This is a genomic window from Pseudomonas sp. SWRI179, from assembly GCF_014268705.1.
GTDB classification, from domain to species: domain Bacteria; phylum Pseudomonadota; class Gammaproteobacteria; order Pseudomonadales; family Pseudomonadaceae; genus Aquipseudomonas; species Aquipseudomonas zanjanensis.
Map to the genome: position 1 here is coordinate 32,351 of NZ_JABWRA010000013.1, position 26,186 is coordinate 58,536.

Below are 26,186 nucleotides of genomic sequence, written 5' to 3' on the forward strand. Positions count from 1 at the left end.
GCCCGTGCAAGAACTCGCGCGTATTCAACTCAATCAGCTTTGTCGCCACCGGCCAGGTTCTTCTTGGCGCCGGTCTTGAAGTCGGTTTCATACCAGCCGGTGCCACCGAGGCGAAAACCGGGCATGGAGAGCATCTTTTTCAGTTCCGGCGCCTGGCAGGCAGGGCAGTCGACCAGCGGTGCAGCGCTGATCTTTTGAATGGCTTCCATCTGATGACCACAGGAAGCACATTGGTAGTCGTACATCGGCATGGGGTTGTCTCGGCGATCAGGTTACACGCGCAAAGGCAGGCTTTGCGGCAAAGAGCGGGATTATATCCATTAAATGCGGCCTGTGCAGCCGTAAGACCGCACAGTCATTGCCGATCCTTTTGTTCATTAAAGGCTTGCGCGACTCATCGTGGCCAGAGCTTGCTCCCGCTTGAGTGCGAAGCGCTCACAAAGAGGGCTGCTGCGCAGCCCAGCGGGAGCAAGCTCCCTCGCCACGAATGAACTCATTCCCCTGGGGGACACCGCGCTCGCAACCATTGACGGGGCTAGACCACACGATGATCCATTCCCGCCTCTTTCAAGCTGTGCACCACACAGACCACGCGCACCAACCCGCTGAAATTGCGCACCCCACCGTGACGCAGGTGCACTTCCCTGTCCACATGGGACAGCAACGTGCTGATGGAGCAGCGGTTGAGCTCGGCCATGTCGCCGAGAATATCCCAATAGACCTGCTCCAGCCGCAGACAGGTGGCGAACCCGTTCAAGCGAATGGATCGGGCCAGTGGCCGGGCCAGTTGCATATCGAACCCCCGGACGAACGGGTCGACGCTGATGGGCTGGAAACGCCCCCGCCCCCCTTCTCCGGGTACTTTTCCTTGAATCATACCGTTGACACTCCTTTGCCATACGAGCCTCTGGGTTGGAACAACCCATCCGTGGCTCTATGGAAGCTCAACGGCACCGCCAGTTCCAGACGACTTTATGACCATGGGCGTAGGACAAGCCAACAGCAGGCCGGCGACGAATTACGTCGTCCTACACGGCACGTGCAGGCAATAAGCCCCACCCCACGTCATCCCCGGCCTGGGCTTATTGGCCCTCGAGCAGCGCGCGCAGCATCCACGCGGTCTTTTCGTGGACCTGCATGCGCTGGGTCAGCAGGTCAGCGGTGGGCTCGTCGCTGACCTTGTCCAATAAAGGAAAGATGCCACGGGCCGTACGCGTCACCGCCTCCTGACCCTCGACCAGTTGTCGGATCATGTCTTCGGCGGCAGGCACGCCTTCCTCTTCCTTAATAGAAGACAGGCGCGCATACACCGAGTAGGCGCCCGGGGCCGGGAAGCCAAGGGCGCGGATTCGCTCGGCAATCAGGTCCACCGCCAAAGCCAACTCGTTGTACTGCTCCTCGAACATCAGGTGCAGGGTCCGAAACATCGGCCCTGTGACGTTCCAGTGGAAATTGTGGGTCTTGAGGTACAGCACGTAGGTGTCCGACAGCAGGCGCGAAAGCCCGTCGACGATGGACTTGCGATCTTCTTCACTGATACCGATATCAATTGCCATTGGGTTGATCTCCTGAAAGTGATGAATTCGACAAACGCCCTACCCACTCTAGTGGTTTGGCCGCCTGCGGCCTGCGACAGATCGCCAGCCCTCCAGAACCGACAAGCCAGGACCGCTCACGGTTCCGACACCCTGGGCAATTCAACGCCGCTTGCCTGGCACCTCCAAACATCGGCGCAGCTTTTCTGGCCGACGAACAGCGCGGTGCGCGCCCGTAACGGGTTTGAGAAGGCCCAAGCTTTGCTGTTAAATAGGCAGTGTGTCGCTACGCTTATTTTCCCGGGCGTAGCGCATAGGCTGATTCGGGTACGTGTCCAACGCCTCTCATTGTTTCGAAGCGAACCGTCCCCGACCCGCTCTTCCTTGTGACCTGTCTTAACCGTGAGCCAATCAAAATGTTGAAAATCGTCCACTTGCTAATGGGCGCAGCCGCCCTGCTGCTGTCCTTCATCCCTAGCCTGGGTTCCGAAGCCACACCTTACCTGCAACACCCCGATGCACTGTACCTGGCCTTTTTCGGCCTGCTCAACCTGACCCTTGCACCTGTCATCCCTTACTGGAACAAAGGTCCACGTCACCAACTGCAAAACCTGGTCAGCGCCCTGCTGGTGCTGGCCGTTGCCTTGCAAACCCTGGCCCTGCTGGCACCGATGCCGGAAATCGGCGGTCAACCGGCCATTCTGTTCAGCCTGGGCGCGGCCCTGTTCGCCGTGGCACTGCACCTGGCCGTCAGCTTCTACAAGAAGTCGTCGCCAGCCGCCGCTGCGCAGAACTACGACATGTCCAACCGCGATACCGGCACGGTGAAGTGGTTCAACACGTCCAAGGGCTTCGGCTTCATCTCCCGCGACTCCGGCGATGACATTTTCGTGCATTTCCGGGCCATTCGTGGCGAAGGCCATCGCGTCCTGGTGGAAGGCCAGCGCGTGGAATTCTCCGTGATGAACCGCGACAAGGGCCTGCAAGCCGAAGATGTGATCGCTGCGCTACCACGCCGCTGATCCAAACGAAAAAAAACCGCGATGCAGCCTGGCTGCTCGCGGTTTTTTATTGCCTGGCAATCGGAGCCCATCAGTAGTGAGGCGGCGGCGCTTCTTCCTCGAACGACTCGAATTGCCCGGCCATTTCTTCCTGGCGCTTGAGCAACGCCGCCATCTGCAGCTGCAGACGCTCGACAACGCGTTGTTGCGCCACCAGCACATCATTCAATGCCTGGATGGTGTCATCCTGAAATGCCAGACGGCTTTCCAGATCGGTTACACGCTCTTCAAGGTTCATGGTTCAGCCCTCCAGAAACTTGAAATCATCGGCCAGAGCCACTCGCAACCGTTCGCGAATGGCCGCGACCTGCCCCGCATTATACGGCTGGGCCGGATGCTTGCCCCAGACCGGCGCAGGCCAGGCGGCATCATCGCGCTTGCGCACAATGACATGCATGTGCAATTGACTGACCACGTTACCCAAGGTTGCAACGTTCATCTTGTCGGCATCGAACGAATCCTTGAGGGTTTCGGCCAGCGCCGTGGTTTCTTTCCACAGCTGCAATTGATCGATGTCATCCAACTGAAACAATTCGCTGATATTTTCTCGCCGCGGCACGAGGATGAACCACGGGTAGTTGGCGTCGTTGGACAAGAGCAAACGGCACAACGGGAAATCGCCGATAGGCAAAGTGTCTTGTTGCAGTCGTGGATCTAAGGCAAACACCGCGCGTACTCCTCGTTATCGATTCTGCCCGGCTCAGCGGCCCGCAGGCCTGCGTCGGACACAGAGGTGCAGCATACCCGCGAATGCAGGATCGATCACTGCGTAGCGCGCCCGACGCCGTTTCTTCGAGTTTTTTTCAACATACGGCATCAACCTGTGCAGCTGACGCACCAACACAGCGCAAGCGGCACGGCAATCCCCTGGAAGGACCATGCCAGGGCCCAGGCAAAGCCTCGACGCTGTAAGATTTTCGTACAACATGAAATTTTTTTGCACCAAAACAGCACAGTACGTCTACGCTCAGTGCACAAAGCATCCGTGATTTACTCACTGGGTAGGGTGAACCGGTAACGTTTTTGGTTGTCTTGCCGCATTTGCCGATGCCAAACACGGGAGCTCACACGAGTCAACCCTATTTAAAACAAGGCCTTTGGAGCCCGGTTTCATGAGGTTTCACCGCGTCAACCGGTGAAATGTGAAAAAAATGTAAACGAAATCCGGGTTTGAGCATGCTTGTTGCATTCATACTCGCACTGTCCAAGGTGCTCGCCGGAAGCGAGAACCTGCCGACACACAAATTAAAGTGGCAAGGCTGCCCACAGGAGCTTCAAACGCGGTAATGACGGACTCTTTACACCGACGCCGAAAAAAGAAAACAACATAAAAGTTGTGAATACGGTTGCGTCGGAACAGCTGAAATGCGACATGGATCGAGCCATTGGCGACAGGGTCGTAAAGAAGCTGAAAGGTTGAATGGGCAAGTATCGCCAAAGAATGTCGACGTGATATAAGTTTGCGCCGACACAAAAAGAAAGAGCCGCCCAGATAAAAAAACAGGTGGGACGGCAGTACTCTTCTAAAAACCAAAGGAGCAAATCACGATGCGCGTGATGAAGTGGAGCATGATCGCACTGGCTGTATCGGCCAGTACCTCGCAGTTCGCAATGGCGTCCTCCCAAGAGGAATCCAAGGGTTTTATTGAAGATCAGAGCTTGACCGTTCTGACCCGTGCGCTGTACATGAACCGTGATTTCAAGAACAACCCAAGCACTTCGCAAAGTTATCGTGAAGAGTCTGGTGTTGCCGCTCGTGCCATTTACGAGTCGGGCTTCACTCAAGGCACCGTTGGTGTAGGCGTTGACGGCTTCGCATTTGGCACCGTTCGCATCGATGGCGGTAGCGGTCGTGCCGGTAACGGTCTGTTCGCTCGCGACAGCGACGGCAACCTGGAAGACACACAATCGAAAGTGGGTGGCGCGGTTAAATTCCGTCTGTCCGACACCGTCCTGAAATACGGTAACCAGTTCACTACCAGCCCGGTTTTCTCCACTGACGACAGCCGTCTGCTGCCGGAAGTTGCCACTGGTACCCTGATCACCAGTAAAGAAATCAAAGGCCTGGAGCTGACCGCAGGTCGTTTCAACGCCATCAGCTCGCAAACTGGCATGGGTGATGACGGCCTTGGCCTGAAATCCGCTGACATCGTTGGCGCAACCTACCAGTTCACCGACAACTTCGTCGGTGGCGTAGCGGCTTCCGATGTTGAAGACCACTACAAAAAGAAATACCTGAACCTGAACTACACCTTGCCGATCAACGAAGATCAGTCCCTGAACTTCGACTTCAACGGTTATGACAGCCAGGACCAAGGCCAGAAGCTCAGCGGCGACGTTGACAACCGCATCTGGTCCCTCGCAGCAGCCTATGCCATCGGTGCCCACAAGTTCACCCTGGCCCACCAGCGCTCCACCGGTGATACCGGCTACGTGTACGGCGTTGACGGCGGCGGTACCATTTTCCTCGCCAACTCCATCCAGTACTCCGACTTCAACGGTCAGGACGAGCGTTCCTGGCAGGCTCGCTACGACCTGAACATGAAGACCTACGGCATTCCTGGCCTGAGCTTCATGACTCGTTACGTTACCGGTGACAACATCGAAACTGGCGGCGAAGAAGGCAAAGAGCACGAGTGGGACATCGAAACCAAGTATGTTCTGCAAAGCGGTCCAGCCAAGGACCTGTCTTTCCGTGTACGTAGCGCGTTCTACCGTGCCAACACTGCCTATAACGGCATCAACGGCAACGACAACAATGATTTCCGCGTAATCGTCGAATACCCACTGAGCATCTTGTAATTCAGTGCTAGTTTGATAGCTTCACCCGCTACAAACAAAAACCGCTCACCTGATTCCAGGTGAGCGGTTTTTTTATGCCCATTGCAATGTCAGCTTTAACGCAACTTATTAAATAGCAAGCTAACTAAATATAACCTGACTCCAGTGCCAAGTTATATTCAAGTCGTTATTGCGCCGGCCCTTCCTGAACCACCCGAATCACTCGTTGTGGAAACGGAATATCAATGCCCGCGTCCTTCAAGCGATCCCGCGCCAGCTCATTGAGCATGAACATGACGTTCCAGTAGTCCGCGGTCTTGACCCAAATACGCAACGACACCGTAATCGCACTGTCGCCCAAGGTGGAAATCACTGCTTCAGGCGCCGGATCCGCCAGCACGCGTTCATCCTTGGCCAACTCAAGCAACACTTCCCGGGCCTTTTGCAGGTCGGCCTGGTAGTCCACGCCGACATCGAACACGACTTTGCGGGTCGGCTGGCGGTTGGTGTTGGTGATGATGCCGTTGGAGAGATTACCGTTGGGTACGATGACGGTCTTGTTGTCACCGGTGCGCAACACCGTGTGGAAAATCTGGATGCTGTCGACCGTACCAGCCACGCCCTGGGCTTCGATCCAGTCACCGATGCGGAACGGACGGAACAGCAGGATCAGCACGCCACCGGCGAAGTTCGCCAGGCTGCCTTGCAAGGCCAGGCCAATCGCCAGGCCGGCGGCACCGATGGCGGCGACGAACGAAGTGGTTTCCACACCAATCATCGAAGCGACGCTAACGATCAGCAATATCTTCAGGATGATGTTGGCCAGGGTGCTGATAAACCCTTGCAGGGCCAGGTCGGCGTTACGCAGGGCCAGCAGCGCACCCAGTTTCTGCGTCACTTTGTTGATCAGCCACCAGCCGATGGCCAGGGTGATGACGGCCAGCAGCACGCGGCTGCCGTATTCCATGATCATGGGAATCCAGGTCTGGGAAGCCTTGACCAGGTTGTCCACTTCAGCGTTCAAGTCCATCTAATTCTCCTTATTCCTGTTGTACGCGGCATTGTGTGGCGAGGGAGCTTGCTCCCGCTGGGCTGCGTAGCGGCCCTATTGATGGGTGCTGCGCACCCAAGCGGGAGCAAGCTCCCTCGCCACGGTAACCGCGAAAATCCGAAATCAGTCGCGGAAATTATTGAATTGCAGGGGCATGCCGAATTCCTTGCCGCGCAGTGCCGCAATGGCTTCTTGCAAGTCGTCACGTTTCTTGCCGGTGACCCGCACCTGCTCGCCCTGAATGGCGGCTTGTACCTTGAGCTTGGCGTCCTTGATGTGAGCGACGATCTTCTTGGCCAGTTCCTTGTCGATGCCTTCCTTGAGCACGGCTTCCTGCTTCATCAACTTGCCCGAGGCATAGGCGTCCTTGACTTCAAGGCACTGCACATCGATCTTGCGCTTGACCAGCGCCAGCTTGAGGATCTCGATCATCGCCTCGAGCTGGAAGTCGGCCTCGGCGGTCAGGTTCACGGTCAGGTCTTTTTCCTTGAACTCGAAACTGCCCTTGCCCTTGAGGTCATAACGACGGTCGAGTTCCTTGACGGCGTTTTCAACCGCGTTGGTGACTTCGTGCTTGTCCAGTTCGGATACCACGTCGAATGACGGCATGTAGTGTTCTCCAAATAAAAAGGCGCGCCAGTATCAACGGCGCGCGCTTGGCTTGTGGTTAAAATCGGGCTCATTATAACGGCTCTTTTCCTGCCGACACTGCGAGCCCTCCGATGCCTGCATCAATCCGAGCAAAAAACTGATGTCGACCACTTGGCATGTCCTCGGGGCCGGCAGTCTCGGCACGTTGTGGGCCGCGCGCCTGGCCCGGGCCGGGTTGCCAGTGCGGTTGGTGCTGCGCAGCGAAGCGCGCTTGCAGGCCTACCGCAACGCCGGCGGCCTGACCCTGGTGGAACAAGGCCAGGCGCAGTGCTACCCGGTGCCGGGCGAAACGGCGGACAGCCCGGCGCCCATCAAGCGCCTGCTGCTCGCCTGCAAAGCCTACGACGCAGAAGCAGCCGTGAATTCGGTGGCCCATCGCCTGGGCGCCGAATCGGAACTGATCCTGCTACAAAACGGCCTCGGCAGCCAGGACGCGGTGGCCAACTGTGTGCCCCAGGCCCGTTGCATCAGCGCCTCCAGCACCGAAGGCGCGTTCCGCGACGGTGACTGGCGCGTGGTGTTCGCCGGCCACGGCTATACCTGGCTGGGCGACCCGGCGCACCCCGTCGCGCCGTTCTGGCTGGACGACCTGACCGCCGCCGGCATTCCCCACGAATGGAGCGCCGACATCCTCACCCGACTCTGGCGCAAGTTGGCGCTCAATTGTGCAATCAATCCACTGACCGTGCTGCATCACTGCAAGAACGGTGGCTTGCAGGAACACCGCTGCGAAGTCGCGACCTTGTGCGCGGAGCTCACTGACCTGCTCGAACGTTGCGGCCAGCCCGCGGCGGCCGAGGATTTGCAGCCGGAAGTCGAACGGGTGATCCAGGCCACGGCCGCCAATTACTCCTCGATGTACCAGGACGTCGCCAATCGGCGTCGCACCGAAATCAGCTATTTACTCGGTTACGCCTGCAAGGTCGCCCAACGCCATGAGCTGAGCGTGCCGCATCTGCAACAGCTGCGCCAGCGACTGATTGCCCACTTGGACAACCTCGGATTGCCCAGCGACTGAGCAGCGGCTACGCTGGCCTCGTGTTCCTTCTTAGCGACGAGTCTGATGCCATTGCGCCAGCGCCTTGAAAACCTCCCGGTCGGCCAGAAACTGCTGGCCGCCCTGTTGGTGTTGTTGACCACTGTCCTGCTGGTGGCCAACCTGACCTTTATCAGCGCCGCCTACTACATTTCCCAGGAAAGCATGGCGCCCCAGGCCCTGCAGACCATTGGCCGGCTGATCGCCAATCCGAGCCTGATCTCCGAGGCCCTGCAATCGCCCCAAAGTGCCCAACGCCTGCTCGACGAGCTCAACAGTTATGCACCGCTGCGGGCGGCGGCGCTGTACGACGGCCAGGGCGAGCGCCTGGCACAACTGCAACAGGGCGAAAAGCTCAAGCTGCCGGACCATTACCGCAACATACAAGCCTGGCAAGCGGGTGAGTTTCGCAGTAACAAGGTCATTACCCTGCCCCGTCCCGGCACCGAGCCTGGCCACCTGTTGCTGGTGGCCAGCAGCGAATTGCCCACGGCGTTCTACACCGGCACCCTGACCGCCAGCCTTGGCATCCTGATCTTCAGCGTGTTGCTGTGGCTGGTCATTGCCCAACAGATCAAACGCCTGATCACCCAGCCGATCCATCAGCTCGAAGAGCTGTCACGCCAGGTTACCCGCGAGGAAAACTATGCCCTGCGCGCCGCCCGGGGCAACCATGATGAAATCGGCAGCCTGGCCGAGGCGTTCAATACCATGCTGTCGCGGATCGAAGCCCGGGAACAGCAACTCAAGCGCGCGCGGGACGACTCACAGGCCGCCTACGACCAGGCCCAGGGCCTGGCGGAAGAAACCCGCCATACCAATCGCAAGCTGGAGCTGGAAGTCCAGGTGCGCAGCAAGATCGAGAAAAAACTCACGGGCTTCCAGAACTACCTCAACAGCATCATCGACTCCATGCCGTCGGCGCTGATCGCCCTCGACGAACAACTCTACGTGACCCAATGGAACCAGGAAGCCAGCGCCCTCTCCGGCACGCGCCTGGACGAGGCCTTGAACCAGCCGATCTTCCTCGCCTTCGAACCGCTCAAGCCGTACCTGCCCCAACTCAAGCAGACCGTCGAGCAACACACGGTGGCCAAGATCGAACGCGTCACCTGGACCAAGGACGACGAAGCCCGGCATTACGCCCTGACCTTCTACCCGTTGATGGGCGGCGCCGGGCGTGGCGTGGTGATCCGCATCGATGACATCACCCAGCGCCTGTCGCTGGAAGAAATGATGGTGCAATCGGAAAAAATGCTCTCGGTCGGTGGCCTCGCGGCAGGCATGGCCCATGAAATCAACAACCCCTTGGGCGCCATCCTGCACAACGTGCAGAACATCCGTCGGCGGCTGTCACCGGAATTGCCAAAGAACCTCGAACAGGCCGAGCAGTTGGGCATCGAATTGCCGGTGGTCAACCGCTACCTGGAAAGCCGCGAGATTCCGCAGTTGCTCGACGGCATCCAGCAAGCCGGCGCCCGGGCGGCGAAAATCGTCACCCACATGCTCAGTTTCAGCCGGCGCAGCACCCGGCAAATGGCGCCTTGCGACCTGCCCGCACTGATCGACCAGGCGGTGGAGATCGCCGGTAACGACTTCGACCTGGCGATCGGCTTCGACTTCAAGGGCCAGGCAATCATCCGTCAGTTCGACCCGAACCTGGGGCCGGTGCCCGGCACGGCCAACGAACTGGAACAGGTGCTGCTCAACCTGCTGAAAAACGCCGCCCAGGCGATTCATCAGCGCCAGGACGACAGCGAACCCGGGCGCATTATCCTGCGCACACGGTTGAATCCGCCGTGGGCGGAAATCCAGGTCGAGGACAACGGCATCGGCATGAGCGAGAACGTGCGCAAGCGCACCTTCGAACCCTTCTTCACCACCAAGGAGATCGGCCAGGGCACCGGCCTTGGGCTGTCGGTCTCGTATTTCATCATCACCAACAACCACAAGGGCCAGATGGAAGTGCAGTCGGCGCCGGGCCAAGGCACCTGCTTCACGCTGCGCCTGCCCCTGGCGGGCACGTCGATGGTGGCCCAGGAAAACAAACAACTGGAGCGCTGAGCATGGGCTTTCGCCTGTCGAAGATTTACACCCGCACCGGCGACAAAGGTGAAACCGGGTTGGGCGATGGTCGCCGCGTGGCAAAGGATCATCCACGGGTCGAGGCCATCGGCGAAGTGGACACACTGAACAGCCAGTTGGGCTTGTTGCTGGCTGGACTGGCCGAGGAGTCCGTCCGGCATCCGGCGCTGGAGGAAGTCATCGCAGTGTTGGCGCCGTGTCAGCACCGGTTGTTCGACTTGGGTGGTGAGCTCGCGATGCCGGCGTACCAAGCCTTGAACGTGGCGGAAATCGAGCGGCTGGAAGCGGCGATTGACCTGTGGAATGAAGAACTGGGGCCGCTGGAAAACTTCATCCTGCCCGGCGGCTCTTCCTTGATCGCGCAAGCTCACGTCTGCCGAGCCCTGGCCCGCGGCGCCGAGCGTCGTTGCCAGCAATTGAACGCGGTGGAGCCGCTGGCCGGGCCGGGGCTGGCCTATATCAATCGGTTGTCGGATCTGCTGTTCGTGACCGCGCGGGTCATTGCCCGGCGGCAGGGGGTGGCTGAGGTGCTTTGGGTGGCGGCGGCCAAGCCTGCGGATTGATCAGATAGGTGTAGTGCCTGTCAGGCCGTCTTCGCGAGCAAGCCCGCTCCCACAGGGGATCTGCGGCAGGCACACATTCTGTACCTGGCAGAAATCTACTGTGGGAGCGGGCTTGCTCGCGAAGAGGCCGGCAGTCACACCACACCATCAAGCCTCAGGCCAAAACGCCCGAATCCCCGCCACACCCTGCGCCCCGGCCTCCCAGGCTTTTTGCTGCTCGCCAGGCCCTACCCCGCCCAACAGATAGACCGGCCGGTTGAAGCCCTCGATCAACCGCGCCGCCTCCGCCCAGCCCAACGGCTGCGCATCGGGATGGGTCTGGGTCGGCTGCACCGGCGAAAGGGTGACAAAGTCCACATCCATCTGCTGCGCCAGGGACAGCTCCTCGGCGTTATGGCAAGAAGCCGCCAGCCAGCGATCCTTACCGAACGGTCGGCCGGCCGCCGCATGCTTGCGCAGTTGCGCAGCGGTAATGTGCCAGCCCGCGGAAGGAAAATCCCCCAGCCACTCGAACGGTCCCTTGAGCATCAGTTGGGCCTTGCCGGCACACAACCCCACCGCATCCACCGCCAGATCGCGGTATTGCGGGTCGTAGCCATTAGGCGCACGCAACTGGACCAACTTGATCCCGCCGGCAATCGCCTTCTGCATGCCGCGCAGCAAGGCTGGCGTCTCAAGGCCTTCCGGGGTGATCAGGTATTCACCCGGCAAACGGGCCGCCGCGACGATCGGCTGGTTGGCCGCTGGAAATTCATGATTCGTCAGGTCGCGGGCCGTCACCCAGGCCAACGGTTGACCTTCGGCGCCATGGGGTTCGCCACTGAACGCCGAAACTTCCCAGACGTCCAGCAACACCTGTTTGTCCGGGTAATCGTGACGCACCTTGATCAACGGCCGAGCAACGTCGACGACAATGCCCAGTTCCTCATGAAGCTCGCGGGCCAGGGCCGTCTCGACGGACTCATCGGCCTCGACCTTGCCACCAGGAAATTCCCACAGGCCACCCTGGTGTTGGGTGTCGGCCCGTCGGGCAATGAGGATTTTGCCGGCAGCGTCGCGGATCACCGCCGCCGCCACATGGACTCGTTTCACCGCGTAGTTTCCTCCAGGCCAGCTTGTTGCCACGCCTTGAACGCTGACCATTGATATAGGGTTTGGACGTAGGCCTCATCGACCTCCGGCAGTGCCACTTGATAAGTGCGCAAGCGTACGGCAATCGGGGCAAAAAAAGCATCGGCCAGGCTTACGCGGCCAAACAGGTAAGGACCGGTTTCGGTCGCCGCCGCACGGCATTCGGCCCACAACGCCAGCATCCGCTGGATGTCCGCCTGCACGTCGGATGGCATCGGTGACAGCGGCGCATCGTGCAGCAGATCCATGGGCATATGGTTGCGCAGGGCGAAAAAGCCGCTGTGCATCTGCGCACAGGCCGAGCGCGCCTGGGCCCGGGCAGCCACGTCCTTGGGCCAGAGATTGGCCTCGGGAAATTGTTCGGCCAGGTATTCGGCAATCGCCATGGAATCGGAGATCACGCCGAATTCGGTCTTGAGCAATGGGACCTTGGCCGTGGCTGAATATTTGAGCAGCTTTTCACGGGTATCCGGCTGGCCGAGCCTGACCAACTCTTCGGTGTACTTCGCACCGGTCAGCGCCAGGGCGAGCGCGCCGCGCATGGACCAGGAAGAGAGATCTTTGTCGCCGATGATCAGGTGCAGGCTCATGGGGATTCCTTTCTTGTGGATCAATCAGAAAAAACTGTGGAGTCTGTCGGGCCGCCTTCGCGAGCAAGCCCGCTCCCACAATGGAATTTGTTGTGTAAACACTTTCTATGTCACCCCGCGAATCTCTTGTGGGAGCGGGCTTGCTCGCGAATGGGACAACTCGGTTTACGTCCGATACTCGGCGTTGATCTTCACATACTCGTGCGACAGATCAGTCGTCCAGATCGTTTCGCTGCAATCCCCACGTCCCAACTCGATACGGATGGTGATTTCTTCCTGCTGCATCACCGCCGCGCCCTGGGCTTCGGTGTATGTGGCAGCGCGCGCACCTTGGCTGGCGATGCAGACCTCACCGAGGAACACGTCGATCTTGCTCACGTCCAGCTCAGGCACGCCGGCCCGGCCGACGGCGGCAAGGATCCGGCCCCAGTTCGGGTCGGAGGCGAACAGCGCGGTCTTGATCAGCGGCGAGTGCGCCACGGTGTAGCCGACATCCAGGCATTCCTGGTGGTTGCCACCGCCGTTGACCTGCACGGTCACGAACTTGGTCGCGCCTTCGCCGTCACGGACGATGGCCTGGGCCACTTCCATGCACACGTCGAACACTGCCTGCTTCAGGGCGGCGAACAACGAACCGCTGGCCTCGGTGATCTCCGGCAGGTTGGCCTGGCCGGTGGCGATCAGCATGCAGCAGTCATTGGTGGACGTGTCGCCGTCGATGGTGATGCGGTTGAACGACTTGTTGGCGCCGTCGAGCATCAGGTCTTGCAGCACTTGGCGCGAGACCTTGGCGTCGGTGGCGATGTAGCCGAGCATGGTCGCCATGTTCGGGCGGATCATGCCGGCGCCCTTGCTGATGCCGGTGACGGTGATGGTCACGCCATCGTGCTCGAACTGGCGGCTCGCGCCCTTGGGCAAGGTGTCGGTGGTCATGATGCCGGTGGCGGCCGCGGCCCAGTTGTTTTCAGACAGGTCATCGAGGGCGGCTTGCAGCGCGCCTTCGATCTTCTCCACCGGCAGCGGCTCGCCGATCACTCCGGTGGAATACGGCAGCACCTGGCTGGCGTCGACGCCGGTCAGCTCAGCCAGCTTGGCGCAGGTGCGCTCGGCGGCGGCCAGGCCTGGCGCGCCGGTGCCGGCGTTGGCGTTGCCGGTGTTGGTCAGCAGGTAACGCACCGGCCCTTGCACGCGTTGCTTGGCCAGGATCACCGGCGCGGCACAGAAAGCGTTGAGGGTGAACACGCCCGCTACGGTCGAACCTTCGGCGCAACGCATGACCACGACATCCTTGCGCCCGGGGCGCTTGATGCCGGCCGAAGCGATACCGAGTTCAAAACCGGCAACCGGGTGCAACGTGGGCAACGGACCAAGACCAACAGCCATGAATGCGCTCCTTAATAAATGTATTCAGCATCGTCCTTATCAAGACGACTGATCAAATGGCAAAACGCCGCGACAAGAGACTCTTGTCGCGGCGCGGGTCGTTCAGCGTTGAAACGGGATTATTGGATCTGCCCGTGGCAATGCTTGTATTTCTTGCCCGAACCGCAGTAGCACAGTTCGTTACGGCCCAGCTTCTGCTCGTTGCGCACCGGTGCGGTCGCCAGGGCGACATCCACATCGACGCCCTCTTCGGCGACCACTTCCAGGCCAGGGGCTTCGGCGTGTTCGAACTGCATCCGCGCGGCCAAGGCTTCGGCTTCCTGGCGCAGGCGAGCTTCTTCTTCGGCCGGATCTTCGCGGCGAACCTGAACGTGGGACAGCACACGGATCGAGTCGCGCTTGATCGAATCGAGCAACTCGGAGAACAGCGTGTAGGACTCGCGCTTGTACTCCTGCTTCGGGTTCTTCTGGGCGTAACCACGCAAATGGATACCGTGGCGCAGATGGTCCATGGTCGACAGGTGGTCTTTCCACAAGTCGTCCAGCACCCGCAGCACGATCTGCTTCTCGAAGGAACGCAGGGCCTCGGCCCCCGCCTGGTCTTCCTTCTCGTTATAGGCGGCGATCAGTTCGGCCAGCAGTTTTTCGCGCAGGGTTTCTTCGTACAGGTGATCGTCTTCGTCGAGCCATTGCTGGATCGGCAAGGCCACGCCGAAATCGCTCTGCAAGGCGGCTTCCAGGCCAGCGACGTCCCACTGTTCCGGCAGCGATTGCGGCGGGATGTGGGCGCTGACGGTGGCGTTGAGCACGTCCTGGCGGAAATCGGCGATGGTTTCGCCAATGTTGTCGGCGGCCAACAAACTGTTACGCATGTGATAGATCACTTTACGCTGTTCGTTGTTGACGTCGTCGAACTCGAGCAATTGCTTGCGGATATCGAAGTTGCGGCCTTCGACCTTGCGCTGGGCCTTTTCGATGGCGTTGGTCACCATGCGGTGCTCGATCGCCTCGCCTGGCTGCATGCCCAGGGCCTTCATGAAGTTCTTCACCCGGTCAGAGGCGAAGATGCGCATCAGGCTGTCTTCCAAGGACAGGTAGAAACGGCTGGAACCGGCGTCGCCCTGGCGACCGGCACGGCCACGCAGCTGGTTGTCGATGCGACGGGATTCGTGACGCTCGGACGCGATCACCTGCAAACCGCCGGACTCGAGCACCTGCTGGTGACGCTTCTGCCAGTCGGCCTTGATCTGCGCGATCTGCTCAGGCGTCGGGTTTTCCAGGCTGGCGACTTCCACTTCCCAGTTGCCGCCCAGCAGGATGTCGGTACCACGACCGGCCATGTTGGTGGCGATGGTCAGCGCACCCGGGCGACCAGCCTGGGCGATGATCTCGGCTTCCTTCTCGTGGAACTTGGCGTTGAGGACCTTGTGCTCGATGCCTTCCTTGTTGAGCAAGGCGGACATGCGCTCGGAGGTCTCGATGGTGGCGGTACCCACCAGGATCGGACGGCCCTGGGCCATGCCTTCCTTGATGTCGTTGATGATCGCCGCGTACTTCTCTTCGGCGGTCAGGAACACCAGGTCGTTGTAGTCTTTACGAGCCAGCGGCTTGTTCGGCGGAATCACCACCACTTGCAGGCCATAGATCTGGTGGAATTCGAACGCTTCGGTGTCCGCGGTACCGGTCATGCCGGACAGCTTGTTGTACAGGCGGAAGTAGTTCTGGAAGGTGGTCGAGGCCAGGGTCTGGCTCTCGGCCTGGATGTTCAGGCCTTCCTTGGCTTCGATGGCCTGGTGCAGGCCCTCGGACAGGCGACGGCCCGGCATGGTACGGCCGGTGTGCTCGTCCACCAGCACGACCTGGCCGTCCTGCACGATGTATTCGACGTTGCGATGGAACAGCTTGTGGGCACGCAGGCCGGCATAGACGTGGGTCAGCAGGCCCAGGTTATGGGCCGAGTACAAGCTCTCGCCCTCAGCCAGCAAGCCGACGCGGGTGAGCATTTCCTCGATGAACTGGTGACCGGCCTCGTTGAGTTCGACCTGGCGGGTCTTCTCGTCAACGGTGTAGTGCCCGGCCTGGGTCACTTCGCCTTCGACTTCCTCGACGTGCAGCTTGAGCTGCGGGATCAGTTTGTTGATCTCGATGTACAGCTTGGAGCTGTCCTCGGCCTGACCGGAAATGATCAGCGGGGTACGGGCTTCGTCGATGAGGATGGAGTCGACTTCGTCGATCACGGCAAAGTTGAGTTCACGCTGGAATTTCTCTTCCATGCTGAACGCCATGTTGTCGCGCAGGTAGTCGAACCCGAATTCGTTGTTGGTGCCGTAGGTGATGTCGGCGGCATAGGCGGCGCGCTTCTCTTCCGGCGGCTGGAACGGCGTGACGACGCCGACGGTCAGGCCGAGGAATTCGTAGAGCGGGCGCATCCAGTTGGCGTCGCGGCGGGCCAGGTAGTCGTTGACCGTCACCACGTGCACGCCCTTGCCGGACAAGGCATTGAGGTAGACGCCCAGGGTCGCCACGAGGGTCTTGCCCTCACCGGTACGCATTTCAGCGATCTTGCCTTCGTGCAAGGTCATGCCGCCGATCAACTGAACGTCGAAGTGGCGCATGCCCATGACCCGTTTGCCGGCTTCACGGGCGACCGCAAAGGCTTCGGGCAGGAGCTGGTCAAGGGTTTCCCCCTTGGCGATGCGGTCCTTGAATTCGGCAGTCTTGGCGCGTAACTGATCGTCCGAAAGGGCCACCATTTGCTCTTCGAAGGCATTGACAGTCTGTACCGTCTTGAGCATGCGCTTGACTTCACGCTCGTTCTTGCTTCCAAAAAGTTTCTTTAACAAAGGCGCAAACATATCGGCAGGATCTTCCACACTAAAGGGATGGAGGGCGGCCCCATGAGTCGCCCGTGCAGCCCTCATGGCCGCATGCGAACGAGCATTCTACCCGGAAACGATGGAGAGGAAAGTGGCGTTATTCCACGATGCTGGCACAGCGCTGTGACGGGGCCACACTAAAATAAGGGCTTTTGCGCGAACTTCAACCCGGAAGGCGCAGAAGTTACTCATTGATTGTGCAGCTAAAAGCCGCTGGGCGAGAGGGTCGAGGCGCATCCGGCGCTTTCTGCTACCATGGCGCCTCTGTCATTTGCGGTATTCATTCATGGCCTTTCGCCCTCTTCCAGCCAAGGCACCCGCCGTTCTGCTGCGCGAAGCTAAGCCGCTGAAAGCCATCTTCGGCCACGCCCGGCGCCTGGGCCACCTGCAGCGCCTGCTGGACAGCCAGTTGCAACCGGCCGCGCGCGAACATTGCCACGTAGCGTCGTGGCGCGAAGGCAGCTTGTTGCTGATTGTCACCGACGGCCACTGGGCCACGCGCCTGCGCTACCAGCAAAAACGCTTGCTGCGCCAACTCCAGGCGTTCGAAGAATTCGCCAACCTGACGCGGATCCTGTTCAAGGTCCAACCGCCTACTGTCCAGGTCGGCGCCAAGGGGCATACGCTAGACTTGTCCACCGACGCCGCCGCGACCATCCAGGCCACGGCGGACGGCATCAGCGATCCCAACCTGCGGGCGGCGCTGGAACGGTTGGCTGCCCATGCCAGGCCCAAGGGTTGAGATTTTCGGCGGTTGTTAGATAGCTATCGCGAGCAGGCTCGCTCCCACAGGGGATCTGCGGCGGACACCTATTTCGTGTAAGACGCCGATCCCTTGTGGGAGCGAGCCTGCTCGCGATAGCGGCAGGTCAGTCAGCCTATTTTTCGCCTGCCAGATCGCCTTCGCGAGCAAGCCCGCTCCCACAGGGGATCTTCAGCGGACGCACATTTTGCGTACGACATCGATCCACTGTGGGAGCGAGCCTGCTCGCGATGGCCGCGACTCGGTCCTGACTACCGGCGCTTGCTGCCCCCCAGCAACGACCCCATCAACCCACGCACCAACTGCCGGCCCAATTGATTGGCCGCCTGGCGCATCGCCGATTTAAGTGCCTGGCCAGCCGCCGTGCCGAGGAACTCGCCGGCTTGTTCGGTGAAGCTGGGCGCTTCAGCCGCCGGCTTGCTCGGTACCGCTTCGGCCTGGGGTTCCAGCCCCTTGCGCCCCATCAGCACCTCATAGGCCGACTCGCGATCAATCGGCTTGTCGTAGCGCCCTTGCAACGCTGAACTGGCGATCAGCCCGGCGCGCTCGGCCTCGCTCAATGGCCCGATCCGCGATTGCGGCGGCGCCACCAGCACGCGCTGGACCATTTCCGGCGTGCCTTTTTCCTGCAAGGTGCCCACCAGGGCTTCACCGATGCCCAGTTCGGTCAACACCGACAAGGCATCGAACTGCGGGTTGGGCCGGAAACCGTCGGCCACCGCCCGCAGGGATTTCTGTTCCTTGGCCGTGAAGGCTCGCAACCCGTGCTGGATGCGCAACCCCAATTGCGCCAGCACGTCGTCCGGCAAGTCGCCGGGCGACTGGGTCACAAAATACACCCCCACGCCCTTGGAGCGGATCAGCCGCACCACTTGCTCCAGGCGCTCCTGCAAAGCCTTGGGCGTACCGGCAAAAAGCAAGTGCGCCTCGTCGAAGAACAGCGCCAGCAGCGGCTTGTCCGCATCGCCGCGCTCGGGCAATTGCTCGAACAGCTCGGCCAGCAGCCACAGCAGGAACGTCGCGTAGACCTTTGGCGCTTCGTGGACCAGGCGGCTGGCATCGAGCAAGTGGATGCGGCCGCGGCCATCGCTGGCCGGTTGCAGGATGTCTTCGAGCTGCAAGGCCGGCTCGCCGAACAACGCGTCCGCGCCCTGCTGCTCCAAGGTGGACAAGCGCCGCAGCAGCGCCTGGCTGGAGCCGGTGGTCATCAGCGCCGCGTCGTCCCCCAGCAACTCGGGATTGTCCTTGAGGTGATTGAGCAGCGCCTTCAGGTCCTTGAGGTCCAGCAGCAACAGGCCCTCGCGATCGGCAACCTTGAACGCGGCATAGAGCGCCGATTGCTGGCTGTCCGTCAGTTCCAACAGGCTGCCGATCAACAACGGGCCCATTTCACTCAAGGTGGTGCGCAGCGGATGACCGGACTGGCCGTGGATATCCCACAAGGTCACCGGATAAGCCTGGGGTTTGTGATCGAGCCAGGGCATGCCCGCGATACGCTCGGCGATCTTGCCCTGAGGGTTGCCCGCCGCGCCGAGGCCGCACAGGTCGCCCTTGATGTCCGCCGCGAACACCGCCACGCCGGCATCGCTGAACATTTCCGCGAGGCGCTGCAAGGTGACGGTCTTGCCGGTACCGGTGGCGCCCGCCACCAGGCCATGGCGGTTCGCCAGGCGCATGGCCTGGCCGATGGGCTGGCCGCTGAGGTCGGCGCCAATAACGAGTTGCGATGAGTCAGGCATGTGGTCACCCGTGGTGTTTGCGATATGACGCCATTTTGCACGCTTATATAAAAGCATGCCTGGGGCATTAAGGCCCTGGCGCTGGAAATAAAAACCACATTTGACCGCACTCATGTGGCGAGGGAGCTTGCTCCCGCTGGGCTGCGCAGCGGCCCCAAAATCTTGGGAGCGCTTCGCACTGGAGCGCCAGCCCGGTCCAGCGGGAGCAAGCTCCCTCGCCACATATTCATTTGCATGACCGCTACGTCACCACAACCCCAACCGAACATCTATTCTTACTAAAGGTCAACACAGGAGAACACAGACCGGAGGGATGTTCATCGTGCATATCGCGGACATAACCATGTTCTACGCCCCTGCCAGCGGAGGCGTGCGCACTTACCTGGATGCCAAGCACCGGCGCCTGGGCGATCGGCCCGGTATTCGTCACAGCCTGTTGATTCCCGGCGCGCATTTGAGCGAGCACGACGGAATCTACAAGGTTCCGGCCCCTGCGCTGCCGTTCGGCAAGGGCTATCGCTTTCCCCTTCGCCTGGCGCCCTGGCGCAATGTCCTGCGCGATCTGCAGCCGGACCTGATCGAGGTTGGCGATCCGTACCTCACCGCCTGGGCCGCATTGGATGCCCGTCGTCAGCTCGACGTGCCCGTCATCGGCTTCTATCACTCCGACCTGCCACTGTTGGTGAGCAACCGCATGGGCAACTGGTTCACGCCCAACATCGAAGCCTACGTCAGCAAGTTATATGGCAATTTCGACCGGGTCCTGGCGCCAAGCCAGGTCATGGCCGACAAACTGACCGGGCTGGGGGTCAAGAACGTCTTCGTGCAACCCTTGGGCGTCGACCTGCAAACCTTCACCCCCGCCGCCCGCGACCCGGAACTGCGGGCCGAGCTGGGCATTGCCGAAGACACGCGCCTGCTGATTTTCGCCGGTCGCGGCTCCAAGGAAAAAAACCTGCCGGTGCTGCTCAAGTGCATGAAACGCCTGGGCGAGCGCTATCACCTGTTGCTGGTGGGCTCGTCGATGCCCGCCGTGGTGCCGGACAACGTCACGGTGGTCGATGAATTCTGCCCAGCGCCGCAAGTCGCCCGGCTCATGGCCAGCGCCGATGCCCTGTTGCACGCCGGCGACCAGGAGACTTTCGGCCTGGTGATCCTCGAAGCCATGGCCAGCGGTATTCCCGTGGTGGCGGTGGCGGCCGGGGCCTTCACCGAAATCGTCAAAGAGGACTGCGGGTTGCTGTGCACGCCCAACAACCCGCAGGCCATGGCCAATGCCGTGCGGCAACTGTTTGCCGAAGGCTGCCAGCGCCGTGGCACACTGGCGCGCCGGCATGTGGAACGGCATTACGCCTGGGATACCGTGGTCAACAGTTTGCTGGGGCATTACCACGCCGTGCTCGGCGAACAGCTGCCGCTGCTGGCCAATGGTTGAGGCGAGGTCCGTGTCGATGAGTTCCTCGCCCAGTGTTCTATTGGTGCTGCACGACGTGGCACCGCAAACCTGGCCCGATTACCAGCCCTTCGTCGAGGCCGTCGATGCCCTCGGCCAGGTGCCGATGACCTGGCTGGTGGTGCCGGACTTTCACCGCAACAATGCCTTGGAGGCTCACCCCGGCTTTCGGCGCCTGCTCGACAGCCGGGTGGAGCGCGGCGATGAGCTGGTGTTGCATGGCTACTACCATTGCGACGATGGCCCTGCTGCCCGTCACCCCAAGGACTGGTTCATGCGCCGGGTCTATACCCACGAAGGGGAGTTCTACAATCTGTCCGAGCAAGCCGCCCTCGCCCGCCTGCGCGCCGGGATCGACACCTTTGAGCGTTACCACTGGCCGCTGGAAGGTTTCGTGGCCCCGGCCTGGCTGATGAGCGAAGGCACGCGCCGGGCGTTGCGCCAGTTGCCGCTGAGCTACACCAGCGATACCCAACACCTCTATCGCCTGCCCGACTTCACCGCCATCGACGCGCCGGGCCTGGTCTGGAGTGCCCGCAGCGCCTGGCGCCGTGGCCTGTCGAAAGTCATCAGCGACCAGCGTGAACAGCGCTGGCGCCAGGCCCCGGTGATTCGCCTTGGCTTGCACCCGGTGGACATGCGCCACGGATTTTCCCGCGACTATTGGCTGCGCACCCTCGAACGCTTGCTCAATGACGGTCGCGTGCCGATGACCAAGGTCGGCTGGCTGGCGACCCAGGGGCTACTGGCCCGTAGCGCCGCATGAAACGGCTGATCTGGCTGGGTGCCGCGCTGCTCACGGCGCTATTGGTGCCGCTGCTGGTCGGCGGCGGGGAAATGTGGTCGCGGGTGCAGCGTTTTCCCTTGTCGCTGCTGCTGGCCATGCTCGGCATGATCGTGCTGTGCTGGGGCTTGAACTCCGTACGCTTGCGCCTGTTGCTGGGTGAATACCGTGGACGCATCGGCCGGTGGAAAAGCATGGGCGTGGTGATGTCCACCGAGTTCGCCATGTGCGCGACGCCCGGCGGCAGTGGCGGCCCGCTGACGCTGATGGCCCTGCTGGCGCGTAACGGCGTGCGCCCGGCCCATGGCAGCGCGGTGTTCGCCATGGATCAGTTGAGCGACTTGCTGTTCTTCCTCTGCGCCTTGGTGGGCATTCTGTTCTACGCGCTGTTCCAGAACCTCAGCCAGCGCCTGGAATGGATGCTGGCGTTGAGCGCGATTTCATTGTTTGGCGGGCTGTTCGGCTGCGTCCTGGTGGCCCGTTATCACCGTCGATTGATCCTGCTGGGCGCCCGCGTGCTGCGGCACTTGCGGGTAAAGACCGCCACCCGCCGACGCTGGGGCCGCAAGATCCTGAACTTCCTCGCGGCGTTCACCGACACCTTGAAATTGCCGCGACGGACCCTGTTCCAGGTCTTCGGCCTGACCTGCCTGCATTGGGCGCTGCGCTACAGCGTGTTGTACCTGGCCTTGAAGGGACTGGGGGCGGACTTGCAGTGGGCGTGGAGTTTCCTGATCCAGATGCTGTCCTTGAGCGCGGGACAGTTCAGCCTGCTGCCGGGTGGTGCCGGGGCGGCCGAACTGACCTCGGCGGCGCTGCTGGCGCCCATGGTGGGCAAGTCCACCGCGGCGGCGGCGATCCTGATCTGGCGGGCGGTGACCTATTACTTTTACCTGGTGGCCGGCGGGCCGGTGTTTTTCCTGATGGTCGGGCGGCCGTTGATCAAGAGGCTGATCAGGCTCAGGCAAGCCTGACCGGTCACGGCTTTTGTTCGGCCTCGTCCTGGGGATGCAGTTGCTCCCACAATTGCGCGGCGTCGGGAAACTCGGTGCCGTCCTCCGGGCTCAATGCGTCAGGATCGTAGCGGCTGAGGCAGCCTTCGCCCAGTGTGGTTGGGGCCTTGGAGGTGGCTTTGTCCAATGGATCGATCATGGCGCAGCGTTGCTCCTTGAGCGGTATGAATCACTGTGGCGAGGGAGCTTGCTCCCGCTCTGCTGCGCAGCAGTCGTAAAGCCTGCCTACTCTTTTCCCCGGTGCACGGTGTTGAATGGTTTTGGGTCTGCTTCGCAGCCCAGCGGGAGCAAGCTCCCTCGCCACGGGGCATCGTTGTTCTTTAGTCAATAAAAAGGCCTGGCGATCACTCGTCCAGGCCCTTCGAAGTGTAGTCAGAAGACCACGGTCTTGTTGCCGTGCACCAGCACCCGGTCTTCCAAGTGATAACGCAGGCCACGGGCCAACACCATTTTCTCGACGTCACGGCCGAAACGCACCATGTCTTCGATGCTGTCGCTGTGGCTGACGCGCACCACGTCCTGCTCGATGATCGGGCCGGCGTCCAGCTCTTCGGTCACGTAGTGGCAGGTGGCGCCAATCAGCTTCACACCACGCATCGAGGCCTGGTGGTACGGCTTGGCACCGACGAACGACGGCAGGAAACTGTGGTGGATGTTGATGACTTTATGGGCGTACTCGCTGCACAACGCCGGCGGCAGGATTTGCATGTAGCGGGCCAGCACCACTACTTCGGCGTCGTGCTGCTTGACCAACCGCGAGACTTCGGCGAATGCCGGCTGCTTGTCTTGCGGGTTGACCGGCACGTGGTAGTACGGGATGCCGTGCCACTCCACCATGCTGCGCAAGTCATCATGGTTGGAGATCACACAGGCGATGTCGCAATCGAGCTCATCGCTGTGCCAGCGGTGCAACAGGTCAGCCAGGCAGTGAGACTCACGACTGGCCATCAGCACCACGCGCTTTTTCTGCGCGGTGTCGGTGATGCGCCAGTCCATCGAGAACTCTTCGGCAATGGGTGCGAACGCTTCACGGAAGGCTTCGATACCGAAGGGCAGCGAGTCGGCACGGATCTCGTGACGCATGAAAAACCAACCGCTTTGATTGTCCGAGTGATGGCTCGCTTCGGTGATCCAGCCGTTATGGGACGCCAGAAAGTTACTGACTTTAGCAACGATGCCGACGCGGTCCGGGCAAGCAATCACCAGACGAAAAGTGCGCATTAGGGAAACTCCAGAACTTCGCAAAGGCGGCCATTCTAGCCATTGCGCGGCAAAACTGCAGTATCGATGACACGCCGGAGCCTGGGCGACCGCCCCAGGCCATGGCCGGCGAGGCCTGGCAAGGCAGGCTATATGTGTGAATAGATGTGAAGACACTGTCACGGTATTTAACTGCAACAGGCATTTTTGTGGCGCAGCACTAATTAATTAAATAAAACACCGGTTAAATGTTTACTTGATGAAACTGTCTGATTACTATTGCCGCACTGTCTCCTTGTCACCCGCGTCCTACATAAGGTAGTCCACATGTCCTTGATCAATGAATACCGCGCCACAGAAGAAGCCATCAAAGAACTGCAAGCTCGCCTGAAAAATCTGTCGCAAGACGACAAACTGCAAACCGAGCTGGAATTCGAAGGCAAACTGCGCACGCTGATGGGCGAATACTCCAAGTCGCTGCGTGACATCATTGCCCTGCTGGATCCAGAAGCCAAGTCGAGCAAAGCGCCACGTGGCGCCGTCAAAACTACTGGCACCAAGCGCGCTCGCAAAGTTAAGCAATACAAGAACCCGCACAACGGCGAAGTCATCGAAACCAAAGGTGGCAACCACAAAACGCTGAAAGAGTGGAAAGCCAAGTGGGGCGGTGACGTGGTGGAAGGCTGGGCAACCCTGCTGGGCTAAGCCTCACCGCGTCGCATGCTTCTTTGCGAACAAAAAAAACGCCAGCGATTGCTGGCGTTTTTTTATGCCTGTCATCTTTTCAATTCATTGCGACTCAAGGCTTAAACGTTTGCGCAATTGCTGGCTGTAGCCTTGCCATTCCATGAGTACTTCTCGCTGCATGGGTGTCGACAGGCCCAGCCACTCTCCCATCGCCTCGTCAAAACTTTGCAAGGTATTAGGCGCTCCCCATTCCGGGGCGGACAGACGTTGTTGACAGAAAAGTCTCCAACGCCCCTGCTCTTCGGGATCCAAGGTGTCTGGAAAGTTGCGTGCGCGATATCGGAACAATAGTTCCGGCAGACGCTCATCATCGAAAGGCCAGCGCTCTTGAGCCAACTGCGCCGGGTCCGCCATGCGCACTTGTTCACATAAACGCCGATCGCGGTCGCCCAAGAAGCCTGCGTATAACTGTTGCTCGGGATCCTCGCTGGCGGTGAAATCTTCGCGGCCATAAATAGCCTGAAGTTTATCTTGCCAAACTTTCTGTGCGTCAGTAAGTCGCAATGCCCGCTGTTGGTAACCCTCCATGTCCAGCGCCAGCCGTTGCTGGTCCTCGACGCGCAGCACCGACAGCGGCGCGACCACCGGGCATTTGTTGATATGGATAAGCTTGAGCGGCACTGGCAGCTCACCTTCGAGCAACTCTTCACGGCGGGTATACAACCGTTGGCGCAGGCTGTCGGCGTCGTGGTCCAACAAGCCCTGGGGGTCCAAATGCAGGTCGCAGACAATCAGGGCGTTGCGGTTTTTCGGATGCCAGGCCAGGGGCAGGACCACGCCGATGTAGTTGCGCGCCGCCGAAAAGCGCCCGGAAATATGCACCATCGGCTGCAACAGGCGAATCTGGTCCATCACCTTCTGTTTGCTGCGCAGCTGGAACAGCCAGTCGTAGAGCCGGGGCTGCTGCTGGCGGATCAGGCGAGCCAGGGCGATGGTCGCACGCACGTCCGACAACGCATCGTGGGCCTGGCCATGATCGATGCCGTTGGCGGCGGTCAGGCGTTCGAGCTTGAGGCTGACGCGACCGTCTTCCTGCGGCCAGACAATGCCTTGTGGGCGCAGCGCATAGGCCGCGCGCACCAGGTCAATCAAATCCCAGCGACTGTTACCGCCCTGCCATTCCCGCGCGTACGGGTCGAAGAAGTTTCGATAGAGGCTGTAGCGGGTCATTTCATCGTCGAAGCGCAGGGTGTTGTAGCCGGCGCCACAGGTACCGGGCGCGGCCAGTTGGTCGTGGACACGGGTCATGAAATCGGCTTCGCTCAAGCCTTTTTCCGCCAGGCATGACGGGGTGATGCCGGTAATGGCACAGGCCGCCGGATGCGGCAGGATGTCATCGCTGGGCCGGCAATACAGGTTCACCGGTTCGTCGATTTCATTGAGCTCGAAGTCGGTACGGATACCCGCCACCTGCAAGGGCCGGTCGCAACGCGGGTTGATGCCGGTGGTTTCGTAGTCGTACCAGAAGATGGAAGTCACGGGCTGTTCCTGAACTGAAGACTGGCGAAGTCTAGGCGCTCGAACCCGCCTGCGACCAGCAGTGCTGTAACTTTTGAAGACTAATACCAGGGATAGTGGATCTGTGTGGGAGCGGGCTTGCTCGCGAAGACGGCGATACATTCAACATCAATGCAAGCTGGCACACCGCTTTCGCGAGCAAGCCCGCTCCCACAGTTGGTCTGCGGTGCCTGCGAGTGCAATCCCGGCATGGAGGTACAGACCGTGTTCGCCCTCCCAATCCTGT

General features: G+C 60.6%; 25 protein-coding genes. 10 read left to right on the plus strand and 15 right to left on the minus strand.

What is annotated here, in order from left to right:
* Nucleotides 1-29: 29 nt before the first annotated feature.
* The 3 genes from HU767_RS09805 to HU767_RS09815 form a co-directional block, all read right to left on the minus strand.
* On the minus strand, nt 30-251 hold the full coding sequence (locus tag HU767_RS09805; protein ID WP_003178589.1) for a zinc ribbon domain-containing protein: 222 nt from the start codon (nt 249-251) through the stop codon (nt 30-32).
* 284 nt (nt 252-535) lie between these two features.
* Nucleotides 536-877, minus strand: a complete 342-nt coding sequence (locus HU767_RS09810; protein WP_186706357.1) for a ribbon-helix-helix domain-containing protein — start codon at nt 875-877, stop codon at nt 536-538.
* Nucleotides 878-1,082: 205 nt separating this feature from the next.
* A complete protein-coding gene (locus HU767_RS09815) occupies nt 1,083-1,556 on the minus strand; it encodes a Dps family protein (protein WP_053124624.1) in 474 nt (157 codons plus the stop codon).
* A 395-nt stretch (nt 1,557-1,951) separates the two neighbouring features.
* Between HU767_RS09815 and HU767_RS29055 the strand changes: the two genes are divergently transcribed.
* A complete protein-coding gene (locus tag HU767_RS29055; RefSeq protein WP_186706358.1) occupies nt 1,952-2,557 on the plus strand; it encodes a cold-shock protein in 606 nt (201 codons plus the stop codon).
* A gap of 70 nt (nt 2,558-2,627) precedes the next feature.
* On the opposite strand, the gene HU767_RS09825 is transcribed toward HU767_RS29055, so the two are convergent.
* Together HU767_RS09825 and HU767_RS09830 are read right to left on the minus strand one after the other, a co-directional pair.
* Nucleotides 2,628-2,834 carry a SlyX family protein gene (locus HU767_RS09825; RefSeq protein WP_060740896.1) on the minus strand — a complete coding sequence of 69 codons (207 nt, stop codon included), beginning with the start codon at nt 2,832-2,834 and terminating at the stop codon, nt 2,628-2,630.
* A 3-nt stretch (nt 2,835-2,837) separates the two neighbouring features.
* Nucleotides 2,838-3,263: an HIT domain-containing protein gene (locus tag HU767_RS09830; RefSeq protein ID WP_186706359.1), complete on the minus strand. Its 426-nt coding sequence runs from the start codon at nt 3,261-3,263 to the stop codon at nt 2,838-2,840.
* A gap of 881 nt (nt 3,264-4,144) precedes the next feature.
* Here HU767_RS09830 and HU767_RS09835 point away from each other — a divergent pair.
* Nucleotides 4,145-5,398, plus strand: coding sequence for an OprD family porin (locus tag HU767_RS09835; protein WP_186706360.1), 1,254 nt, complete (start codon nt 4,145-4,147; stop codon nt 5,396-5,398).
* A gap of 166 nt (nt 5,399-5,564) precedes the next feature.
* Here the strand turns inward: HU767_RS09835 and HU767_RS09840 are convergent, their stop codons facing one another.
* A complete protein-coding gene (locus HU767_RS09840) occupies nt 5,565-6,407 on the minus strand; it encodes a mechanosensitive ion channel family protein (protein ID WP_186706361.1) in 843 nt (280 codons plus the stop codon).
* A gap of 144 nt (nt 6,408-6,551) precedes the next feature.
* Entirely contained in the window at nt 6,552-7,037 is a 486-nt protein-coding gene (locus HU767_RS09845) for a YajQ family cyclic di-GMP-binding protein (protein WP_003205057.1), read from the minus strand.
* A 142-nt stretch (nt 7,038-7,179) separates the two neighbouring features.
* Here HU767_RS09845 and HU767_RS09850 point away from each other — a divergent pair, with 142 nt between their 5' ends.
* Genes HU767_RS09850 through HU767_RS09860 form a run of 3 tightly spaced genes read left to right on the plus strand, consistent with a single transcriptional unit; the run spans nt 7,180 to nt 10,763 of the window.
* Entirely contained in the window at nt 7,180-8,097 is a 918-nt protein-coding gene (locus HU767_RS09850; protein ID WP_186729414.1) for a putative 2-dehydropantoate 2-reductase, read from the plus strand.
* A gap of 45 nt (nt 8,098-8,142) precedes the next feature.
* A complete protein-coding gene (locus HU767_RS09855) occupies nt 8,143-10,179 on the plus strand; it encodes a HAMP domain-containing sensor histidine kinase (protein ID WP_186706364.1) in 2,037 nt (678 codons plus the stop codon).
* Between the two features lie 2 nt (nt 10,180-10,181).
* On the plus strand, nt 10,182-10,763 hold the full coding sequence (locus HU767_RS09860) for a cob(I)yrinic acid a,c-diamide adenosyltransferase (protein ID WP_186729415.1): 582 nt from the start codon (nt 10,182-10,184) through the stop codon (nt 10,761-10,763).
* Between the two features lie 147 nt (nt 10,764-10,910).
* Here HU767_RS09860 and HU767_RS09865 read toward each other — a convergent pair whose 3' ends face one another.
* The 4 genes from HU767_RS09865 to secA all read right to left on the minus strand — a co-directional run bounded on the left by HU767_RS09865 (nt 10,911) and on the right by secA (nt 16,722).
* Nucleotides 10,911-11,855, minus strand: a complete 945-nt coding sequence (locus HU767_RS09865) for a Nudix family hydrolase (protein ID WP_186706366.1) — start codon at nt 11,853-11,855, stop codon at nt 10,911-10,913.
* Nucleotides 11,852-12,484: a glutathione S-transferase family protein gene (locus HU767_RS09870; protein ID WP_186729416.1), complete on the minus strand. Its 633-nt coding sequence runs from the start codon at nt 12,482-12,484 to the stop codon at nt 11,852-11,854. Before HU767_RS09870 ends, HU767_RS09865 begins: the two co-directional genes overlap by 4 nt.
* 165 nt (nt 12,485-12,649) lie before the next feature.
* Nucleotides 12,650-13,867, minus strand: coding sequence for a bifunctional glutamate N-acetyltransferase/amino-acid acetyltransferase ArgJ (gene argJ, locus HU767_RS09875; RefSeq protein ID WP_186729417.1), 1,218 nt, complete (start codon nt 13,865-13,867; stop codon nt 12,650-12,652).
* Nucleotides 13,868-13,986: 119 nt separating this feature from the next.
* The gene (gene secA, locus HU767_RS09880; RefSeq protein WP_186729418.1) at nt 13,987-16,722 is read right to left on the minus strand and encodes a preprotein translocase subunit SecA; all 2,736 of its coding nucleotides are present in this window, start codon (nt 16,720-16,722) and stop codon (nt 13,987-13,989) included.
* A gap of 307 nt (nt 16,723-17,029) precedes the next feature.
* Between secA and HU767_RS09885 the strand changes: the two genes are divergently transcribed.
* Complete coding sequence (locus HU767_RS09885; protein WP_186706370.1) at nt 17,030-17,485, plus strand: DciA family protein; 456 nt, start codon at nt 17,030-17,032, stop codon at nt 17,483-17,485.
* Between the two features lie 272 nt (nt 17,486-17,757).
* On the opposite strand, the gene HU767_RS09890 is transcribed toward HU767_RS09885, so the two are convergent.
* On the minus strand, nt 17,758-19,245 hold the full coding sequence (locus tag HU767_RS09890) for a helicase HerA-like domain-containing protein (RefSeq protein WP_186729419.1): 1,488 nt from the start codon (nt 19,243-19,245) through the stop codon (nt 17,758-17,760).
* A gap of 313 nt (nt 19,246-19,558) precedes the next feature.
* On the opposite strand from HU767_RS09890, the gene HU767_RS09895 reads away from it, so the two are divergent.
* Genes HU767_RS09895 through HU767_RS09905 form a run of 3 tightly spaced genes read left to right on the plus strand, consistent with a single transcriptional unit; the run spans nt 19,559 to nt 22,456 of the window.
* Nucleotides 19,559-20,680, plus strand: a complete 1,122-nt coding sequence (locus HU767_RS09895) for a glycosyltransferase family 1 protein (RefSeq protein ID WP_186706373.1) — start codon at nt 19,559-19,561, stop codon at nt 20,678-20,680.
* A 16-nt stretch (nt 20,681-20,696) separates the two neighbouring features.
* Nucleotides 20,697-21,464 (plus strand): DUF2334 domain-containing protein, encoded by a 768-nt coding sequence (locus HU767_RS09900; RefSeq protein ID WP_186729420.1) that lies wholly within the window; start codon nt 20,697-20,699, stop codon nt 21,462-21,464.
* Complete coding sequence (locus HU767_RS09905; RefSeq protein WP_186729421.1) at nt 21,461-22,456, plus strand: lysylphosphatidylglycerol synthase transmembrane domain-containing protein; 996 nt, start codon at nt 21,461-21,463, stop codon at nt 22,454-22,456. The genes HU767_RS09900 and HU767_RS09905 overlap by 4 nt, the downstream gene beginning before the upstream one ends.
* A gap of 4 nt (nt 22,457-22,460) precedes the next feature.
* On the opposite strand, the gene HU767_RS09910 is transcribed toward HU767_RS09905, so the two are convergent.
* Together HU767_RS09910 and purU are read right to left on the minus strand one after the other, a co-directional pair.
* The gene (locus HU767_RS09910) at nt 22,461-22,634 is read right to left on the minus strand and encodes a hypothetical protein (RefSeq protein WP_186729422.1); all 174 of its coding nucleotides are present in this window, start codon (nt 22,632-22,634) and stop codon (nt 22,461-22,463) included.
* Nucleotides 22,635-22,867: 233 nt separating this feature from the next.
* On the minus strand, nt 22,868-23,716 hold the full coding sequence (gene purU / locus HU767_RS09915) for a formyltetrahydrofolate deformylase (protein WP_003178545.1): 849 nt from the start codon (nt 23,714-23,716) through the stop codon (nt 22,868-22,870).
* Between the two features lie 306 nt (nt 23,717-24,022).
* Between purU and mvaT the strand changes: the two genes are divergently transcribed.
* Complete coding sequence (gene mvaT / locus HU767_RS09920; RefSeq protein ID WP_003205091.1) at nt 24,023-24,400, plus strand: histone-like nucleoid-structuring protein MvaT; 378 nt, start codon at nt 24,023-24,025, stop codon at nt 24,398-24,400.
* Between the two features lie 84 nt (nt 24,401-24,484).
* Here the strand turns inward: mvaT and sbcB are convergent, their stop codons facing one another.
* Complete coding sequence (gene sbcB, locus HU767_RS09925; protein WP_186729423.1) at nt 24,485-25,921, minus strand: exodeoxyribonuclease I; 1,437 nt, start codon at nt 25,919-25,921, stop codon at nt 24,485-24,487.
* Nucleotides 25,922-26,186 lie beyond the last annotated feature (265 nt).

Bases quoted from the DNA above. Each gene is read 5' to 3' on its own strand.
- HU767_RS09895 (WP_186706373.1), top strand. From the start codon at position 19,559: ATGTTCATCGTGCATATCGCGGACATAACCATGTTCTACGCCCCTGCC.
- HU767_RS09855 (WP_186706364.1), top strand. From the start codon at position 8,143: ATGCCATTGCGCCAGCGCCTTGAAAACCTCCCGGTCGGCCAGAAACTG.
- HU767_RS09805 (WP_003178589.1), bottom strand. From the start codon at position 251: ATGCCGATGTACGACTACCAATGTGCTTCCTGTGGTCATCAGATGGAA.
- HU767_RS09810 (WP_186706357.1), bottom strand. From the start codon at position 877: ATGATTCAAGGAAAAGTACCCGGAGAAGGGGGGCGGGGGCGTTTCCAG.
- HU767_RS09835 (WP_186706360.1), top strand. From the start codon at position 4,145: ATGCGCGTGATGAAGTGGAGCATGATCGCACTGGCTGTATCGGCCAGT.
- HU767_RS09815 (WP_053124624.1), bottom strand. From the start codon at position 1,556: ATGGCAATTGATATCGGTATCAGTGAAGAAGATCGCAAGTCCATCGTC.
- HU767_RS09845 (WP_003205057.1), bottom strand. From the start codon at position 7,037: ATGCCGTCATTCGACGTGGTATCCGAACTGGACAAGCACGAAGTCACC.
- purU (WP_003178545.1), bottom strand. From the start codon at position 23,716: ATGCGCACTTTTCGTCTGGTGATTGCTTGCCCGGACCGCGTCGGCATC.
- HU767_RS29055 (WP_186706358.1), top strand. From the start codon at position 1,952: ATGTTGAAAATCGTCCACTTGCTAATGGGCGCAGCCGCCCTGCTGCTG.
- HU767_RS09825 (WP_060740896.1), bottom strand. From the start codon at position 2,834: ATGAACCTTGAAGAGCGTGTAACCGATCTGGAAAGCCGTCTGGCATTT.
- HU767_RS09900 (WP_186729420.1), top strand. From the start codon at position 20,697: ATGAGTTCCTCGCCCAGTGTTCTATTGGTGCTGCACGACGTGGCACCG.
- HU767_RS09910 (WP_186729422.1), bottom strand. From the start codon at position 22,634: ATGATCGATCCATTGGACAAAGCCACCTCCAAGGCCCCAACCACACTG.
- HU767_RS09885 (WP_186706370.1), top strand. From the start codon at position 17,030: ATGGCCTTTCGCCCTCTTCCAGCCAAGGCACCCGCCGTTCTGCTGCGC.
- HU767_RS09860 (WP_186729415.1), top strand. From the start codon at position 10,182: ATGGGCTTTCGCCTGTCGAAGATTTACACCCGCACCGGCGACAAAGGT.
- secA (WP_186729418.1), bottom strand. From the start codon at position 16,722: ATGTTTGCGCCTTTGTTAAAGAAACTTTTTGGAAGCAAGAACGAGCGT.
- mvaT (WP_003205091.1), top strand. From the start codon at position 24,023: ATGTCCTTGATCAATGAATACCGCGCCACAGAAGAAGCCATCAAAGAA.
- HU767_RS09870 (WP_186729416.1), bottom strand. From the start codon at position 12,484: ATGAGCCTGCACCTGATCATCGGCGACAAAGATCTCTCTTCCTGGTCC.
- HU767_RS09850 (WP_186729414.1), top strand. From the start codon at position 7,180: ATGTCGACCACTTGGCATGTCCTCGGGGCCGGCAGTCTCGGCACGTTG.
- argJ (WP_186729417.1), bottom strand. From the start codon at position 13,867: ATGGCTGTTGGTCTTGGTCCGTTGCCCACGTTGCACCCGGTTGCCGGT.
- HU767_RS09905 (WP_186729421.1), top strand. From the start codon at position 21,461: ATGAAACGGCTGATCTGGCTGGGTGCCGCGCTGCTCACGGCGCTATTG.
- HU767_RS09890 (WP_186729419.1), bottom strand. From the start codon at position 19,245: ATGCCTGACTCATCGCAACTCGTTATTGGCGCCGACCTCAGCGGCCAG.
- HU767_RS09840 (WP_186706361.1), bottom strand. From the start codon at position 6,407: ATGGACTTGAACGCTGAAGTGGACAACCTGGTCAAGGCTTCCCAGACC.